Source organism: Sodalis sp. RH21, from assembly GCF_047324175.1.
GTDB lineage: Bacteria > Pseudomonadota > Gammaproteobacteria > Enterobacterales > Enterobacteriaceae > Acerihabitans.
The window spans coordinates 5,719,496-5,733,855 of sequence record NZ_CP178732.1; the positions used below are offsets into that span (position 1 = coordinate 5,719,496).

Genomic DNA, 14,360 nt, shown 5'->3' on the forward strand with positions numbered 1-14,360 from the left:
GAGAATCCTCCCCGTCGAGGTGGTAAACAGAGCGTTGGCGGGCGGGTTTAGAAATCGACGTTAAGTCCTAGCTGGAACGACCGGCCCGGCTCGACGGCCAGCGCCTGATTGGCGCTGTCCTGGGCGGTGACGTCCGTTAACTGACGGCTGCTCAGGTAGTCCCAATATTTACGATCGGTCAGATTATAGATTCCGCCGCTGAGTTTGACGTTTTTATTGATACGCCAATACGCGCTAAGATCCACCAGGCCGTAACCCGGCACCCGCATATATTCAGTGGTGGAATCGGCTAATTCACCGCCGGTATTGGTATAACTTTGACGGTTGGTAGCCGTGGCGCGTTTACCTTTTTGGAAAGTGGAGGTAATCGCGGCGCCATAACGTTTGCCAGGATCATCCCAGGCAATGCCCACAATCGCTTTCATCGGCGCCACGCTGTCTAAATCAACATATTCGTCGCCCAAATAGCTCGATTTGGATTTACCTTTGTTATACCCCACCGCAAACGTGGCGCTTAAACCATTAACCTGCTCAAACCAAGTGCCGAAATTCACTTTACTGCTGAACTCGCCGCCATAAATAAACGCTTTATCGCGATTTTCCGCTTTATAGACCGTATAGATATTGCCGGGCACATTGGTAAATTGATCGGGGTTGGCGCTGCGCCCGTAGCGGGTATTGGCGATAAAGTTTTTATACGTGTTGTAAAACAGGGCGCTATTAAACGTCACGCCTTCGGTCATTTCGCCTTTCAGGCCCCATTCCACATTATTGCTGGTCTCGGTTTTCAGATCGGTATTGCCAATCAGCGCATATTGCGCGCGGCCGGCATAGGACGACCCCAGATTCCATGAACCGTACAGCTGGCTGGCATCCGGGAATTGCGCCCCGCGTTTATATTGCAGATAGGTGGCTAATTTGGGCGTAATTTCATACACGAAGCTGAGGGACGGCAGCACCTGGGTATCGCTGTTGGTTTTGCCATACAGGGTCTCCACATCGGAACCGCTCAACACCTCGCTGTTGCTGGTCAAGCTGGTAAGATTGCGCGGTTTGCTGTTCTGGTAGACCGCCCGCACCCCGGGGGTGACCAACAGGCCATGGCCCGCCAGATCGAAACTCATCTCATCCTGGGCAAAGCCTCCCAGGGTGTAGGTCCTGCTATCGGCTTCCGGCTGCATAATGGCGGTAAAGATGGTAGGCGCGGGATATTGGGCGAACGGCCGCTCCGTCTGCGATTCGCGCGCGTTCAAACCAAAGCTGAGCGCATGGATGCCCACGGTTTTCAACAGCCGGGTATCAAAACCATAGGTTTTGACATTGTAATCCGACAACACCCTTTCACGTTCGCTGGCCGAGATCGGCATATCGGTATTGTCATGGGCTTCGGCGTTTTGGAAGTAGATCTGCGAATCCACCTCATCTACCCAGCCCAGGTCAATCGGCGTCCAGCGATCCTTAAGGCTCAGGCTCCAGCGGCGGGTGTCGCTTTGCTGTTGGGAAGTGCCGAGGATGGCGTTGCCGCTGGTATCCCAGGCGTCATAATGGGTATGGTTGGTCTTGTCGTAATAATCCACCGTACCGGTGAACTGGTGCTCTTCGTTCGGCTGCCAGATGCCGGTGGTCATAATAGCGGTCGAATGCCAATTGGCGGGAAAGGCATCCTGCGTATCGCTGTTATTGCGGGTTTGTTGTCCGTCCCGGCGGCTGATAACGATCAGGCCGCGCAGTTCCTCATCGCCCGCCGCCGCGGTAATGCCGTTATGCCAGGCGCGGTTGGCCGAATCATAATCGCTTTGATACCCGAAATAAGCGGGTTTTTTATAAGTGAGATAATCGTCCGGGGATTTGGGTAAAAATGAGACCAGGCCGCCGATGGAGCTGTTGGCGCGATCGGTAGGGGTCGCGCCGGAGGCGATATCCACCGTGCCGTACATATAGGGGTCGATATAATCACGGCCGATGCCGAAAGTGCCCAGGCCGGCGCGGCTGGCGTAGCTGCGCCCGGTGGCATTGGGCAGCGGGATGCCGTCTACATCCAGGGCGATGCGGTTGCTTTCCAGGCCGCGGATATTGTAGCCGGTATAACCGCTGCGATCGAAACCGCTTTTGCCCGCGGACGACCCGGCGCTCGACCCCGTGGCGCTGATTAGCGGCTGGTAGCGCATGATAGTGCCGAAATCATTGCCGCCCTGGCGCTGCATATCATCGGCGCTGATGCGGGTAGAAGAACCGGCTTTTTTTTCCAGGTGGGGCGCGGTCACCTTCATCACATCTTCATCGCCCTTTTTATCCGCCGGCGGCAGCTTGTTATCAAGTTGCGCGGCGGCGGCGGCCGTGCCGCTGTCCGCAGCCATGGCATTAATAACGGGGAAAACAAAAAACGTGGATAAAATAAGGGTATTGAATGGGACTTTCCGCCCGGTTTTAATTAACCCTGTTTTAATGGACATAGTGTAGCCTCGAACCTGACGCATTATAAAATTTGCTCAACCATTGCCGGAGTATTAATAGGGATATACAATCCATCATCCGCTTTTTATTATTAGTAGATCGATCCTGCCTTCCATTGCGTGAATAATAATTAATCCGCAATAACATCAATTTAAATACGGCTATATTCTCGTAGCCAGCCGGCTTAATCCTTATTAGCAATAAGGATTACGACCGGTAGTAGGTATATATAAGGTTATTTGTGGGGTTATTTATCCCTAAAAAAATCATGGCTAATCATTTAATCCGTCTTTTAGCAACAAATGATAACGATAATATTTACGATAACAGAAATCATTATCATCTTTATACATTTTTACGTTATATTTGCAACTAGTTAACGCCAAACTGGTTACGTCATTGTTACGCAGCCGCTTTCGGCAGGCCCTTTTCCGTAACCTTATAGTGCAAAGGAAACCAGACCAATGAACGAGCGCTATCAGCACTATTTACAGCTTAAGCAGCGGCACCCAAAAAAATATGCCCGCGAACTGGCCCAGTTGATGGCCATCAGCGAGGCGGAATTGACCTGGGCCAGGATCGGCCATGAAGCGCAGCGCCTTGCCTGCGATATGCCCCGGCTGTTAAAAGCCCTTGCCCCGCTGGGCGAAACCAAGTCCATCACCCGTAATGAATATGCGGTACATGAACAGCTTGGCCGTTACGATAACCTGCATCTGGGGGAGCGCGGCGGGCTGGTGCTCAATCCGCGGGCGCTGGATTTGCGCCTGTCGCTCAGCCAGTGGAACTGCGCATTTGCCCTGCATGAAGCTAGCCCGCGGGGGCCTCGGCACAGCGTGCAGATCTTCGATCATCAGGGCGATGCGGTGCTGAAAATTTATGCCACCGACCAGACCGATATGGCGGCCTGGCAACAGCTGCTGGCCGATTTTGCCAGTCAGGACGAAACGCCGCCGGCGTTGGCGCCGGCGGTGCGCGCCGTTGCCCAGACCGCAGAGGATACGCAGCGCGTGGAGTCGGACTGGCGCGCCATGACCGACGTTCATCAATTCTTCCCGCTGCTTAAACGCCACGGCCTGACGCGTCAACAGGCGTTTCGCGCCGTCAGCGACGATTTGGCCCGCCAGGTGGACAACAATTCGCTCAACCAGGTGTTGCAGGCGGCCATGGCCGAGGCGAATGAAATCATGATTTTTGTCGGTAATCGCGGCTGCATCCAGATTTTCACCGGCGTTATCGAGCAGGTGACGCCGATGGATAATTGGCTCAACGTCTTTAACCGCCGGTTTACGCTGCATTTGCAACAGCAAGCCATTGCGGAAAGCTGGGTCACCCATAAACCGACCCGCGACGGCATGGTCACCAGCCTGGAACTGTTCGCCGCGGACGGTACCCAGATTGCGCAGCTTTATGGCCAGCGCACCGAAGGCCAGCCCGAGCAGGCCCAATGGCGGGCGCAAATGGCCCAATTAACGCAAAAAGGCGTGCCGGTATGAAACTATGGCTAATTGTTTTGCTGGCCCTGCCGTGCTCCCTGCTGGCCCAGACGCGCATCGTCAGCATCGGCGGCGACGTAACGGAAATCATCTATGCCCTCGGCGCGGGCGATCGGCTGGTGGCGCGTGACAGCACCAGCCTGCATCCAGCTGAAACCGCCGCGCTGCCCGACGTGGGATATATGCGCCAGCTCAATGCCGAAGGCATCCTCTCCATGCGCCCGACCCTGGTGATCGCCAGCGCCTTATCCAAACCATCGCTGGCGTTGCAGCAGGTGGCCGGGAGCGGCGTAAAGGTGGTTACCGTACCCGGCGAACCTGATGTCGCCACCATCGGCCGCAAGATCAGCACTATCGCCGCGGCGCTGGATCTGCGCGGCCAGGGGGAGGCGCTGGATGAAAAAATCAGCCGCGAGCTGGCGGCAATCCCCACCGCGCCGCTGCCGGTGAAAGTGCTGTTTATCTTTAACCATAGCGGCATGAGCACTATGGCCGCCGGCCAGGATACCGCGGCGGACGCGATGATTCGCAGCGCCGGTCTGCAAAACGCCATGCAGGGATTCAAGCATTATCAACCGCTGTCGCAAGAGGGCGTGATCGGCAGTGCGCCGGATCTGGTGCTGATTACCACCGACGGAATAAAAACCCTGGGCGGAGAAGACCACGTCTGGCAATTGCCGGGACTGGCATTAACCCCTGCGGGCCGCGAGCATCGGCTGTTGGTGCTCGATGATATGGCCGTGCTCGGATTTGGCCTGTCGACGCCAGAGGCGATTACCCGCCTGCGCCAAACCGCCGAAGCGTTGCCATGAGCATGCCGCCATGCTAATCCATCCCAAGCCCCGCCGCTTTTTGCTGCTGCTGGCCCTGGCCTTGGTGGGGCTGGGGGCGCTGGCCGTCAATACCGGCGCAATGCATCTTTCGCTGCCGGCATTATGGCGAACGCCGTTTGACGCCCCGTTATGGCATATCTGGTGGAATATCCGCCTGCCGCGCGTACTGCTGGCGGTAGTGGTGGGCGCGGCGCTGGCGCTATCCGGCGGGGTAATGCAGGGGTTGTTTCGCAACCCGCTGGCGGACCCCGGGCTGCTGGGCATCAGCAGCGGCGCGGCGCTGGCGGTGGCTTTTTCAGTGGTCCTGCCGCTGGGGCTGCCGCCGCTGCTGGCGCTCTATTCGCCCATGCTGGCGGCCTTTATCGGCAGTCTGGCGATTACCGTGGTGATTTTTACCCTGGGCCGGCCCGGCCACAGTTCTCTTTCGCGCTTATTACTGCTGGGGATTGCCATCAACACCCTGTGCGGCGCGGCGATAGGCGTGCTGTCATGGATAAGCGACGACCGCCAACTGCGCCAGCTGTCGCTGTGGGGCATGGGTAGCCTGGGCCAGTCGCAGTGGTCCACGGTGCTGGCCTGCGCGTCGCTGGTACTGCCCGCGATCCTGGTCATCCAGCGGCAGGCGGCGCGCCTGAATTTACTCCAGTTGGGCGACGAAGAAGCGCATTATCTCGGAGTGGATGTACGTCGCACCCAGCGGCGGTTACTGATGCTCAGCGCCCTGCTGGTAGCCGCTTCGGTGGCGGTCAGCGGCATTATCGGCTTTGTGGGGCTGGTGATCCCCCATCTGGTGCGCATGTGCCTGGGCGCCGATCACCGCTGGCTGCTGCCGGGCGCCACCCTGGCCGGCGCCGCGCTGCTGTTGCTGGCGGATACCATCGCCCGTACGGTGGTGGCCCCGGCCGAAATGCCGGTGGGATTATTGACCAGCCTGCTGGGCGGCCCCTGGTTTCTCTGGCTGATCTTGCGCCGCCGCGGAGGCTATGATGACTGAGGGATTAATCGCCGACGGGGTCGGCTACCGCCTGCCCCGGCGCGAGCTGCTGAAGGATATTTCGTTATCCCTGTCGCCCGGTGAAATGGTGTCGCTGATTGGCCCCAACGGGGCCGGTAAATCCACCCTATTACGCCTGCTGACCGGCTACCTGGCTCCCAGCGAGGGAATATGCCGCCTGGCGGGACGCCCGTTGCAGCTTTGGCGGACGGAGGAACTGTCACGGGTGCGCGCGGTTATGCGCCAGCAAAGCAGCCTGGCCTTTCCGTTTACCGTGGCCGAAGTGGTGGCCATGGGCCGCGCGCCCTGGCAAAAGCACCCTACCCGCGGCACGGTGGAGGAGATAATGGCGTTTACCGGCTGCGACGCCCTGGCCGGGCGCGATTTCCGCCGGCTGTCCGGCGGCGAGCAGCAGCGGGTACAGCTGGCGCGGACGCTGGCGCAATTATGGCAAGACGACGGCCCCGCCGGCTGGCTATTCCTTGATGAACCCACCTCCGCTCTCGATCTTTATCATCAACAGCATATCCTGCGCCTGCTGCGGCAATTAACGTTAACCGGCCGCCTGACGGTATGCTGCGTGCTGCACGATCTCAATCTTGCCGCGCTATGGTCGGATCGGATTTTACTGTTGCACGCAGGAGAACTGGTGGCGAGCGGCACGCCCGGCCAGGTATTGACCGAAACGGCGCTCAGGCATTGGTATCAGGCGGATCTGGAGGTGCGTCCCCATGGGGAATACGGGGTGCCGCAAATCTCCCTGCGCCGTTGAGCGGACGGTAAATCCCGGCTATGCCGAACTTTCATTGCCGGGGGTTCCCGTATGGATATGATTCTGACCCCGTCAAATCTGGGTCTGCGTCCGCTGCGAAGAATAAAACGACGGGGCCTGCCCCAGCGTCCGCTTAAACATGGTGGCGAATGCGGCGCTGCTTTCATAACCGGTATCCAGCGCGATGGCGGTAATCGGCTCGCCTTCAATCAACCTTGCCAGCGCCAGCACAATGCAGGCCCGGCGGCGCCATTCCGCAAACGACAGACCGGTCTGGACGCGGAAAAAACGCCTGAAGGTGCTTTGACTCATAAACAGGGCGGCACCCATACGGCATGCTGGGGCGGCACGATCCAATCGCCGGTGCTGGTATGGACATGCATGACGCCCGACGCCCCATAAAGCAACTGGGCGCGCCGATGCCGATGCAACGGCAGCAGGAAACCCCGCGGATAATCGGTACCAATCGCTACCACCGGGCGATCTATCTGGTCGACTTTATCAATGTGAACATTATACATTCTCTGCCCGGCATAGCCCGATTGACCGATGCTAAATAATAGATGATTGGTATTATTAAGTAAACGTCAAACCAGGGGATTATTATTATTTCCATTAATCATGCTCGCTAATAGCATTATTAATTTCGTCGTCTTCTTTAAAGCAATTACATCTTTGGGCTGCGTCCATATGCAAGAAATTATCATTATCCTTAGCGCCGGAATTGTTACCGGCATGACCACCATTATGTGCGGATTCGGCGGCGGTTTTATCGTGGTGCCCTTTGTTTATCATATTGTTGCGCTTAATCCTGGCCTATCCCATTACGCCATGCATATTGCGGTCGCCACGTCTACCGCGGTAATGATCGTTAATTCTTCCTACGCCACTTTCAGCCAGTGGCGTGGCGGCCATTTACTGAAAGAAACGGTATTGCCGATAATCGTATTTATCGCCGCCGGCGCCCTTGGCGGCGCGTTATTATCCCGGTACTTAACCGATAATACCGTTCGTTTGCTGTTTATAGTGTATATGCTCGCAACCATTGTTGATTGCCTGTTTCGCCGCGGGTTTATTGATAAAGCCGATAAAAGGCCGCTTTCCGCCCGCGTCTCGGCCTGGGGAGGATTTATTATCGGGGCCATCGCCGCCCTGCTGGGCGTAGGCGGCAGCGTGATGACGGTGCCCCTGCTACGCCGGCATGGCTACGAAATGAGATATTGCGTCAGCGCCGCCAATCCGTTGTCTGTGCCGGTGGCGATTTTAGGTTCGGTGGTGTATGCCATCACGGCATACGGTCAACATCCGGGGCCAGAATATATCGGATTTATTAATATAAAAATATTGGTTTTACTGATCATAACCGGTTTTATCGGTATTTATATCGCGAAAAAATTTATCCCCAGAATCCGCGATCGGCTACATGCCAAAATATATGTATTTTTATTGCTGGTAGTGCTCACCGCTATGGTGTTTTAGCCCACGGACCGCCATGGCGTCTTTCCAGACTCTCAGGCCGCTGGATTTCTTTTGCAACCTCCCTGAAAACACCGGTTTTCCTGGCCATTACGTGATCTTTTTCACAGATCTCCGCCCTCATGATATCCGTTTCTTGAAAGCCCTCACAAATCCTGGCCAAACTCATGGAAACCGGTTTCCGTTTTGTATCCAATGGCGGCGGATAACCACTAATTCCCCCAAGGGTGACAAATGAAAAACATCATGTTGTGTTGTTCCGCCGGAATGTCCACCAGCATGCTGGTGAGAAAGATGCAGGCCGAGGCTGAAAAACGCGGGTTGGAAATAAAAATCGATGCGTATGGCGTGAGCGAATTCGACGAACAGTTTGCCCGTTATCAGGTCGTACTGCTGGGCCCGCAGGTAAAATATATGCTCGAAACCCTGGCGGAAAAAACGGCGGAGCGCGACATACCGGTGGCCGCCATCGATATGATGGATTATGGCATGCAGCGTGGCGACAAAGTGCTCGATTTCGCCCTGTCCCTGATTAAATGACCCCCCCTTCGAATAACCATCATAGGACGACACCATGAGTACTCTATACGACGCTATGGTCGGAGTCATTGAACGTCGCATTACTCCTTTAGCCGGCCGTGTCGGCCAGCAGAAACATATTATCGCCATCCGCGACGGGTTTCTCGCCGCGCTGCCGTTTATGATTATCGGCTCGTTTATGCTGGTATTTATCTTCCCGCCGTTTTCCCCGGATACCCAATGGCGCTTCGCCCGCGGCTGGCTTGATTTTTCCGTGCGCTACCGCGATGCGCTGATGCTGCCGTTTAATCTCAGCATGGGCGTGATGACCTTTTTTATTTCGGTGGGCATCGGCGCCAGCATGGGCAAACATTACAAACTTGATCCCATCATGACCGGCCTGCTGGCGTTTATGGCATTTTTACTGGTGGCCGCGCCCTATCATGATAAGCAGATCTCGGTGGCTTATTTCTCCGGCCAGGGCATATTCACCGCCATTATCACGGCCATTTACGCCAGCGAAACGTACGCCTGGCTCAAACGCCGCCATATCACCATCCGCCTGCCAAAAGAAGTGCCCACCGGCGTGGCGCGATCGTTTGAAATCCTGATCCCGGTCATCGTCATCGTCGCCACTTTGCATCCGCTGAACCTGCTGGTGGAGCACTACACCGGCATGATTATTCCCGAAGCTATCATGCAACTGCTGGCCCCGCTGGTTTCCGCATCCGATTCCCTGCCGGCCATACTCTTGTCGGTGCTGATTTGCCAAATCCTGTGGTTCGCCGGTATTCACGGCGCGCTGATCGTCACCGGCATCATGAACCCGTTCTGGATGACAAATCTGGCGCTGAACCAAAGCGCCCTGGCCGCCGGCGCCCCCCTGCCGCATATTTACCTGCAGGGTTTCTGGGACCATTACCTGCTGATCGGCGGCGTCGGCTCTACCTTGCCGCTGGCGTTTTTGCTGCTGCTCAGCCGGTCGATACATCTGCGCACCATCGGCCGCATGGGGGTGGTGCCCAGCTTTTTTAATATCAACGAACCTATCTTGTTCGGTACGCCGATTATCATGAATCCGGTGATGTTCCTGCCGTTTACCCTGGTGCCGATGATTAACGCCACCTTCGCCTGGACCGCCACCAAGCTGGGCTGGGTAGGACAAGTGGTCCAGTTGACCCCCTGGACCACGCCCGCCCCCATCGGCGCGTCCTGGGCCGCCAACTGGACCCTGAGCCCGGTGATTATGTGCCTGTTTTGCATGGCGATGTCGGCATTGATGTACTACCCGTTCCTGAAGGCCTACGAACGCGCGCTGCTGAAAAAGCAAGATGAGAGCCAGGCCCCCGATATCCAAATCGCCCTGAACTCCTGATGGCATTCAAAGGAGAATATTGCATGCAGTATCTATTTCCCGACAATTTCTGGTGGGGCAGCGCCAGCTCCGCCCCGCAAACCGAGGGCGAGTCCTCAGGCTTTGGCAAAAGCCCCACCGTCTGGGATCATTGGTTCGCCCGGCAGCCGGAACGTTTTTTCCAGCAGGTGGGACCTGGGGATACGTCGACGTTTTACCGCCACTGGCGGGATGATATCGCCCTGTTGAAGCAGACCGGCCATAATAGCTTCCGGACCTCCATTTCCTGGGCGCGGTTGATTCCCGGCGGCCAGGGACCCTGTAACCCGCAGGCGGTGGCGTTTTATAACCAGGTTATCGATGAACTGCTGGCTCAGGGCATCACGCCCTTTATCAACCTGTTCCATTTCGATATGCCGATGGCCATGCAGGATTTGGGCGGTTGGGAAAACCGGCAAGTGGGGTTGGCTTATGCCGACTATGCCGCCGCGTGTTTCGAACTGTTCGGCGATCGCGTCAAACATTGGTTCACCTTTAATGAACCCATCGTGCCGGTGGAAGGGGGGTATCTCTATGATTTCCACTATCCCAACGTGGTGGATTTCAAGCGCGCCGCCACCGTGGCGTATCACACCATGCTGGCGCACGCCGGCGCGGTACGCCGTTTTCGCCTGTCCGGCCGGGGCGGCGATATTGGCATTATCCTTAACTTGACCCCGTCTTATCCCCGCTCGCAGCACCCGGCGGATTTAGCGGCGGCCAATCACGCCGATCTGCTGTTTAACCGCAGTTTCCTCGATCCGGCGCTGCGCGGCGGTTATCCGCCGGAGCTGATCGCGCTGCTGGAGCGCCATGGCCAATTGCCTACCGCCCAGCCAGGGGACCGGGAACTGCTGGCCGACGGCGTGGTGGACTTGCTCGGAATTAACTATTACCAGCCCCGGCGCGTACAGTGCCGGGCCAATCAGGTCAATCCCGACAGCCCCTTTATGCCCGAATGGCTGTTTGATCATTACCAGATGCCCGGCCGCAAAATGAATCCTTGGCGCGGATGGGAAATTTATGAGCGCGGCATCTACGATATCCTGACCAATTTGCGGGAAAATTACGCGAATCCGCGCTGTTATATTTCGGAAAACGGCATGGGCGTGGAAGACGAGCCGCGGTTTGCCCGCGACGGCAGGATTGAGGATGACTATCGCATCGAATTTGTGCGCGACCACCTGGTCTGGGTACACCGGGCGCTGCAAGAGGGCAGCCGCTGCCTGGGTTATCATATGTGGACCTTTATTGATAACTGGTCATGGAGCAACGCCTACAAAAACCGTTACGGCTTGGTGCAGCTCGATTTAGCCACCCAGCAGCGCACGGTGAAGAAAAGCGGTTATTGGTTTGCGGACATCGCGCGCCGGCACGGTTTCGATAGGGAGGAAAAATGATGGACAGCGAAACGACAATCATGACCATACTGGTGAATGCCGGCGAGGCCCGCAGCCAGTGCATGACCGCGTTACAATGCGCCCGCAACGGCGATTTCGATCGCGCCCGGATGCTGCTGGCGGATGCGGATAACTTTATCAAAGCTGCCCATCGCATCCAGACGCAGCTGATCGGCGAAGATCAGGGTGAAGGCAAAGTGCCCATGACCCTGATCATGGTGCACGCCCAGGATCATTTGATGAATGCTATCTTGGCGCGGGAATTGATTAATGAGATGGTAATACTTTATCAACGACAGCAGCGGCAATAGCAGGATTATGGCGACTATAAATGATGTTTCCCGTTTAGCCCGGGTATCAAAAGCCACCGTGTCCCGGGTGCTCAGCGGCAATCGCGGCGTCAGGGAGGAGAGCCGCCAGGCGGTGCTTAAAGCCGCCAGCGCGCTCAACTACCAGCCGAACCTGATCGCCCAATCCCTCAGCGCCCAAGCCACCGGATGCGTGGGGGTGATTTGCGCGATGGAGTCCATGCAGCACGCGGTGAATTATCTGCCGGCGCTGGAAAAACAGTTCCGTCGCCATAATAAGCATTTACTGTTGCGCTTCGCCGACGATGCCGCCGGCGTCGAAAGCGCCATTGCCTCACTGGGGCGGGGGTTATGCGACGCCACGCTGGTTATCGGCGCGCGCTTCGCGCTGCCGCCGCTGGACGGCAGCGTGGTGCTGATCGACTGCCTCGACGCGCCCGGTGAACACAGTATCAGCTTCGATCACGCTTTTGCCGCTGAAACCGCCTGCCAATACTTGCTAAGCCACGGCCGCCGCCGGCTGGTTTTGCTTAATTATGCCGACGGCGAGACCGCGGAGCAGGTGCTGCACGGTTATCGCCGCGGCCTGGAATACCATTTGGCGCCTTATAACCGCCAACTGGTCGCCTGCCGCGATCCGTCGCCGCGGGTCGCGCTGCAGGCCCTGATTAACAGCGGCGCGCCGTTCGACGGGCTGCTGGTAATGAACCAGGCGGATGCCCAGGAGGCGATTTCGGTGCTCCATGCCTATCGTCGCACGGTGCCCGATACGCTGGCCGTCATCAGCCTGGACGGCACCACGCCCTTGCCCGGCTCGCTGCTGCCGCTGCCGGCCATTGAATATCCGCTGGAAAAACTGGCGGAAAAAGCGCTGGAAATGATCGCCGGCAAGGGCAACCACGGCGGCGTGCCGCTGGTGATCCGCGGTGATTTGGTAGCGGGCTGATATCAACATGTTCCGGGTACTGCTCGTTACATGAGCCGAATAGGCTCGCTAATCGGCTCACCGCTAATCTGCTCAACAACGGCGAGGCGGACTTTGGAACCTACCTGGATATGGCAACAACCCGATTGGCCGGCGTTTCGCTGGCACGAAGCGGAAATAACCCCGCTGGTGCAGGCGGTACGCTTCAAATTGGGTTTATTACTGGGTAAATCCGCCGCCGACGGACAAAGCGATCGGCGCCATACCTTTGATTCCCTGCTGATCAATATCCTCGCCTCGTCGGCGATAGAAGATGAGAAGCTGAACGCGCAATCGGTACGATCTTCCCTGGCAAAACGTTTGGGAATCAGCGATGCCGCACCCTATCCCACCTCGGGTCGTTCCGAAGGCCTGGCGGAGATGATGCTTGACGCCATCGCCAACCTTGATTCGCCATTGACCCTGGAACGGTTATTACATTGGCACCGGTGGTTGTTTCCCAGTCAGGCATTGTCGCTCTATGACATCCGGGCCGGGCAATTACGGGGCGAGGAACCGATGCAGGTGGTTTCAGGGCGCATTGACCGGCCAAAAGTCCATTTTATCGCGCCTCCCCGCCAGGTTATTGACGCGGAAATCGAACGTTTCCTGGCGTGGTTTAATCAAAGCCACCGGGATCGGCAACCGGACCTTTTACTCCGGGCCGCCATTTGCCGCTTCTGGTTTGTCACCTTGCACCCTTTTGATGACGGTAATGGCCGCATCACCCGGGCGTTGACGGATTTGGCCCTGGCACAGGCCGATAATCAGACGATGCGGCTCTATGCCATGGCGGCGGCGATACTGAAACAACGCGGGGAATATTATCAGGTACCGGAACAATCGCAGCGGGGCACGCTCGATATTACCCGTTGGTTGGCGTGGTTTCTGAATACGCTCGTTACCACGCTGGACGACGCGTTAACGGCAATGGACAAGATTTTGCTGAAAAACCGCTTCTGGCAGCATGTTTACCAGGCCGGTTTGGCCATCAGGCAGGTGAAGGTGCTCAACCGCCTGCTTGATGGCGGTGACAATGGCTTTAAGCTGGGAATCAGCGCAGCGCAATATCCGCCAGGTTAAACGACGGGCCAATGAAAGATTATTACCGCAAAGTTGCAGGTCCCTGCCATATTTACACCTTAGGTATTATTGATTTAAGATGCCGGCGCCCAGGACGATATTATCTGGTAACGACCTCAATAAATTACATGGAAAAGTATAAATAATGAAAATAACCAGGCCCATTCTACTGTGTTTACTGTGCGCCCTGGCATTGGCCGGCTGCGCCCGCACTGCCCCGATCGCCAATGTAGACACTCCGCTGGCAATCCACTACCCGGTCGATCGCGTCAAAACGGCGATCCTGCAGGCAGGCATGGCCCGCCAGTGGGTTATGACGCCGGCCCGGCCGGGCGTTATCAACGGTCGCCTGAACACCCGCGAACATCAGGCGGATATCCAAATCACCTACAGCGCCACCGGCTACAGCATCCATTATGCCGGCAGCAAAAATTTGCTGGCGGACGGACAAGGCCACATTCATCGCAATTATAATCACTGGATTAATAACCTGAACCACGACATCCAAATCAGGTTGGCCAGCTCCGCATCCTGATAAATCTTCGGCTTTTTTGCCTACTCCTTCATACCGTCCGCTGCCTGCTCGTCCGGCATCGTGGTGCGCCTCGAGATATTGTAAATAACCGTAAAGGTAGCGGCTGTGGGCCTGTTATGATAGATAAGGGCCC

Annotated in this window: 13 protein-coding genes and 1 pseudogene; 12 read left to right on the plus strand and 2 right to left on the minus strand. The window is 56.9% G+C overall.

What is annotated here, in order from left to right; translation table 11 throughout:
* Positions 1–47: 47 nt before the first annotated feature.
* Positions 48–2,453, minus strand: a complete 2,406-nt coding sequence (locus tag ACL2XP_RS26365) for a TonB-dependent receptor domain-containing protein (protein WP_413736382.1) — start codon at positions 2,451–2,453, stop codon at positions 48–50.
* A 465-nt stretch (positions 2,454–2,918) separates the two neighbouring features.
* On the opposite strand from ACL2XP_RS26365, the gene ACL2XP_RS26370 reads away from it, so the two are divergent.
* The 4 genes from ACL2XP_RS26370 to ACL2XP_RS26385 are packed head-to-tail and all read left to right on the plus strand — an operon-like array spanning position 2,919 to position 6,549.
* Positions 2,919–3,950: a hemin-degrading factor gene (locus tag ACL2XP_RS26370; RefSeq protein ID WP_413736383.1), complete on the plus strand. Its 1,032-nt coding sequence runs from the start codon at positions 2,919–2,921 to the stop codon at positions 3,948–3,950.
* On the plus strand, positions 3,947–4,762 hold the full coding sequence (locus ACL2XP_RS26375) for a heme/hemin ABC transporter substrate-binding protein (RefSeq protein WP_413736384.1): 816 nt from the start codon (positions 3,947–3,949) through the stop codon (positions 4,760–4,762). Before ACL2XP_RS26370 ends, ACL2XP_RS26375 begins: the two co-directional genes overlap by 4 nt.
* A gap of 10 nt (positions 4,763–4,772) precedes the next feature.
* The gene (locus ACL2XP_RS26380) at positions 4,773–5,777 is read left to right on the plus strand and encodes a FecCD family ABC transporter permease (RefSeq protein WP_413736385.1); all 1,005 of its coding nucleotides are present in this window, start codon (positions 4,773–4,775) and stop codon (positions 5,775–5,777) included.
* Positions 5,770–6,549, plus strand: a complete 780-nt coding sequence (locus ACL2XP_RS26385) for a heme ABC transporter ATP-binding protein (protein WP_413739300.1) — start codon at positions 5,770–5,772, stop codon at positions 6,547–6,549. The genes ACL2XP_RS26380 and ACL2XP_RS26385 overlap by 8 nt, the downstream gene beginning before the upstream one ends.
* A 72-nt stretch (positions 6,550–6,621) precedes the next feature.
* Here ACL2XP_RS26385 and ACL2XP_RS26390 read toward each other — a convergent pair.
* Positions 6,622–7,070, minus strand: a pseudogene (locus tag ACL2XP_RS26390) (AraC family transcriptional regulator).
* Between the two features lie 169 nt (positions 7,071–7,239).
* Between ACL2XP_RS26390 and ACL2XP_RS26395 the strand changes: the two are divergent.
* The 8 genes from ACL2XP_RS26395 to ACL2XP_RS26430 all read left to right on the plus strand — a co-directional run bounded on the left by ACL2XP_RS26395 (position 7,240) and on the right by ACL2XP_RS26430 (position 14,227).
* The gene (locus ACL2XP_RS26395; protein ID WP_413736386.1) at positions 7,240–8,028 is read left to right on the plus strand and encodes a sulfite exporter TauE/SafE family protein; all 789 of its coding nucleotides are present in this window, start codon (positions 7,240–7,242) and stop codon (positions 8,026–8,028) included.
* Between the two features lie 231 nt (positions 8,029–8,259).
* The gene (locus ACL2XP_RS26400) at positions 8,260–8,565 is read left to right on the plus strand and encodes a PTS sugar transporter subunit IIB (RefSeq protein ID WP_413736387.1); all 306 of its coding nucleotides are present in this window, start codon (positions 8,260–8,262) and stop codon (positions 8,563–8,565) included.
* A gap of 34 nt (positions 8,566–8,599) precedes the next feature.
* Positions 8,600–9,919, plus strand: a complete 1,320-nt coding sequence (locus ACL2XP_RS26405; RefSeq protein WP_413736388.1) for a PTS sugar transporter subunit IIC — start codon at positions 8,600–8,602, stop codon at positions 9,917–9,919.
* 23 nt (positions 9,920–9,942) lie between these two features.
* The gene (locus ACL2XP_RS26410) at positions 9,943–11,337 is read left to right on the plus strand and encodes a glycoside hydrolase family 1 protein (protein WP_413736389.1); all 1,395 of its coding nucleotides are present in this window, start codon (positions 9,943–9,945) and stop codon (positions 11,335–11,337) included.
* Positions 11,334–11,648 carry a PTS lactose/cellobiose transporter subunit IIA gene (locus ACL2XP_RS26415; protein WP_413736390.1) on the plus strand — a complete coding sequence of 105 codons (315 nt, stop codon included), beginning with the start codon at positions 11,334–11,336 and terminating at the stop codon, positions 11,646–11,648. The genes ACL2XP_RS26410 and ACL2XP_RS26415 overlap by 4 nt, the downstream gene beginning before the upstream one ends.
* Before the next feature lie 7 nt (positions 11,649–11,655).
* On the plus strand, positions 11,656–12,591 hold the full coding sequence (locus ACL2XP_RS26420) for a LacI family DNA-binding transcriptional regulator (protein ID WP_413736391.1): 936 nt from the start codon (positions 11,656–11,658) through the stop codon (positions 12,589–12,591).
* 93 nt (positions 12,592–12,684) lie between these two features.
* The gene (locus ACL2XP_RS26425) at positions 12,685–13,692 is read left to right on the plus strand and encodes a Fic family protein (RefSeq protein WP_413736392.1); all 1,008 of its coding nucleotides are present in this window, start codon (positions 12,685–12,687) and stop codon (positions 13,690–13,692) included.
* A gap of 145 nt (positions 13,693–13,837) precedes the next feature.
* On the plus strand, positions 13,838–14,227 hold the full coding sequence (locus tag ACL2XP_RS26430; protein ID WP_413736393.1) for a hypothetical protein: 390 nt from the start codon (positions 13,838–13,840) through the stop codon (positions 14,225–14,227).
* The last annotated feature ends 133 nt before the right edge of the window (positions 14,228–14,360 follow it).

What these genes read in the sequence shown, in the direction of transcription:
- ACL2XP_RS26365 (WP_413736382.1), bottom strand. Translation starts at nt 2,453, where the DNA reads ATGTCCATTAAAACAGGGTTAATTAAAACCGGGCGGAAAGTCCCATTC.
- ACL2XP_RS26370 (WP_413736383.1), top strand. Translation starts at nt 2,919, where the DNA reads ATGAACGAGCGCTATCAGCACTATTTACAGCTTAAGCAGCGGCACCCA.
- ACL2XP_RS26375 (WP_413736384.1), top strand. Translation starts at nt 3,947, where the DNA reads ATGAAACTATGGCTAATTGTTTTGCTGGCCCTGCCGTGCTCCCTGCTG.
- ACL2XP_RS26380 (WP_413736385.1), top strand. Translation starts at nt 4,773, where the DNA reads ATGCTAATCCATCCCAAGCCCCGCCGCTTTTTGCTGCTGCTGGCCCTG.
- ACL2XP_RS26385 (WP_413739300.1), top strand. Translation starts at nt 5,770, where the DNA reads ATGACTGAGGGATTAATCGCCGACGGGGTCGGCTACCGCCTGCCCCGG.
- ACL2XP_RS26395 (WP_413736386.1), top strand. Translation starts at nt 7,240, where the DNA reads ATGCAAGAAATTATCATTATCCTTAGCGCCGGAATTGTTACCGGCATG.
- ACL2XP_RS26400 (WP_413736387.1), top strand. Translation starts at nt 8,260, where the DNA reads ATGAAAAACATCATGTTGTGTTGTTCCGCCGGAATGTCCACCAGCATG.
- ACL2XP_RS26405 (WP_413736388.1), top strand. Translation starts at nt 8,600, where the DNA reads ATGAGTACTCTATACGACGCTATGGTCGGAGTCATTGAACGTCGCATT.
- ACL2XP_RS26410 (WP_413736389.1), top strand. Translation starts at nt 9,943, where the DNA reads ATGCAGTATCTATTTCCCGACAATTTCTGGTGGGGCAGCGCCAGCTCC.
- ACL2XP_RS26415 (WP_413736390.1), top strand. Translation starts at nt 11,334, where the DNA reads ATGATGGACAGCGAAACGACAATCATGACCATACTGGTGAATGCCGGC.
- ACL2XP_RS26420 (WP_413736391.1), top strand. Translation starts at nt 11,656, where the DNA reads ATGGCGACTATAAATGATGTTTCCCGTTTAGCCCGGGTATCAAAAGCC.
- ACL2XP_RS26430 (WP_413736393.1), top strand. Translation starts at nt 13,838, where the DNA reads ATGAAAATAACCAGGCCCATTCTACTGTGTTTACTGTGCGCCCTGGCA.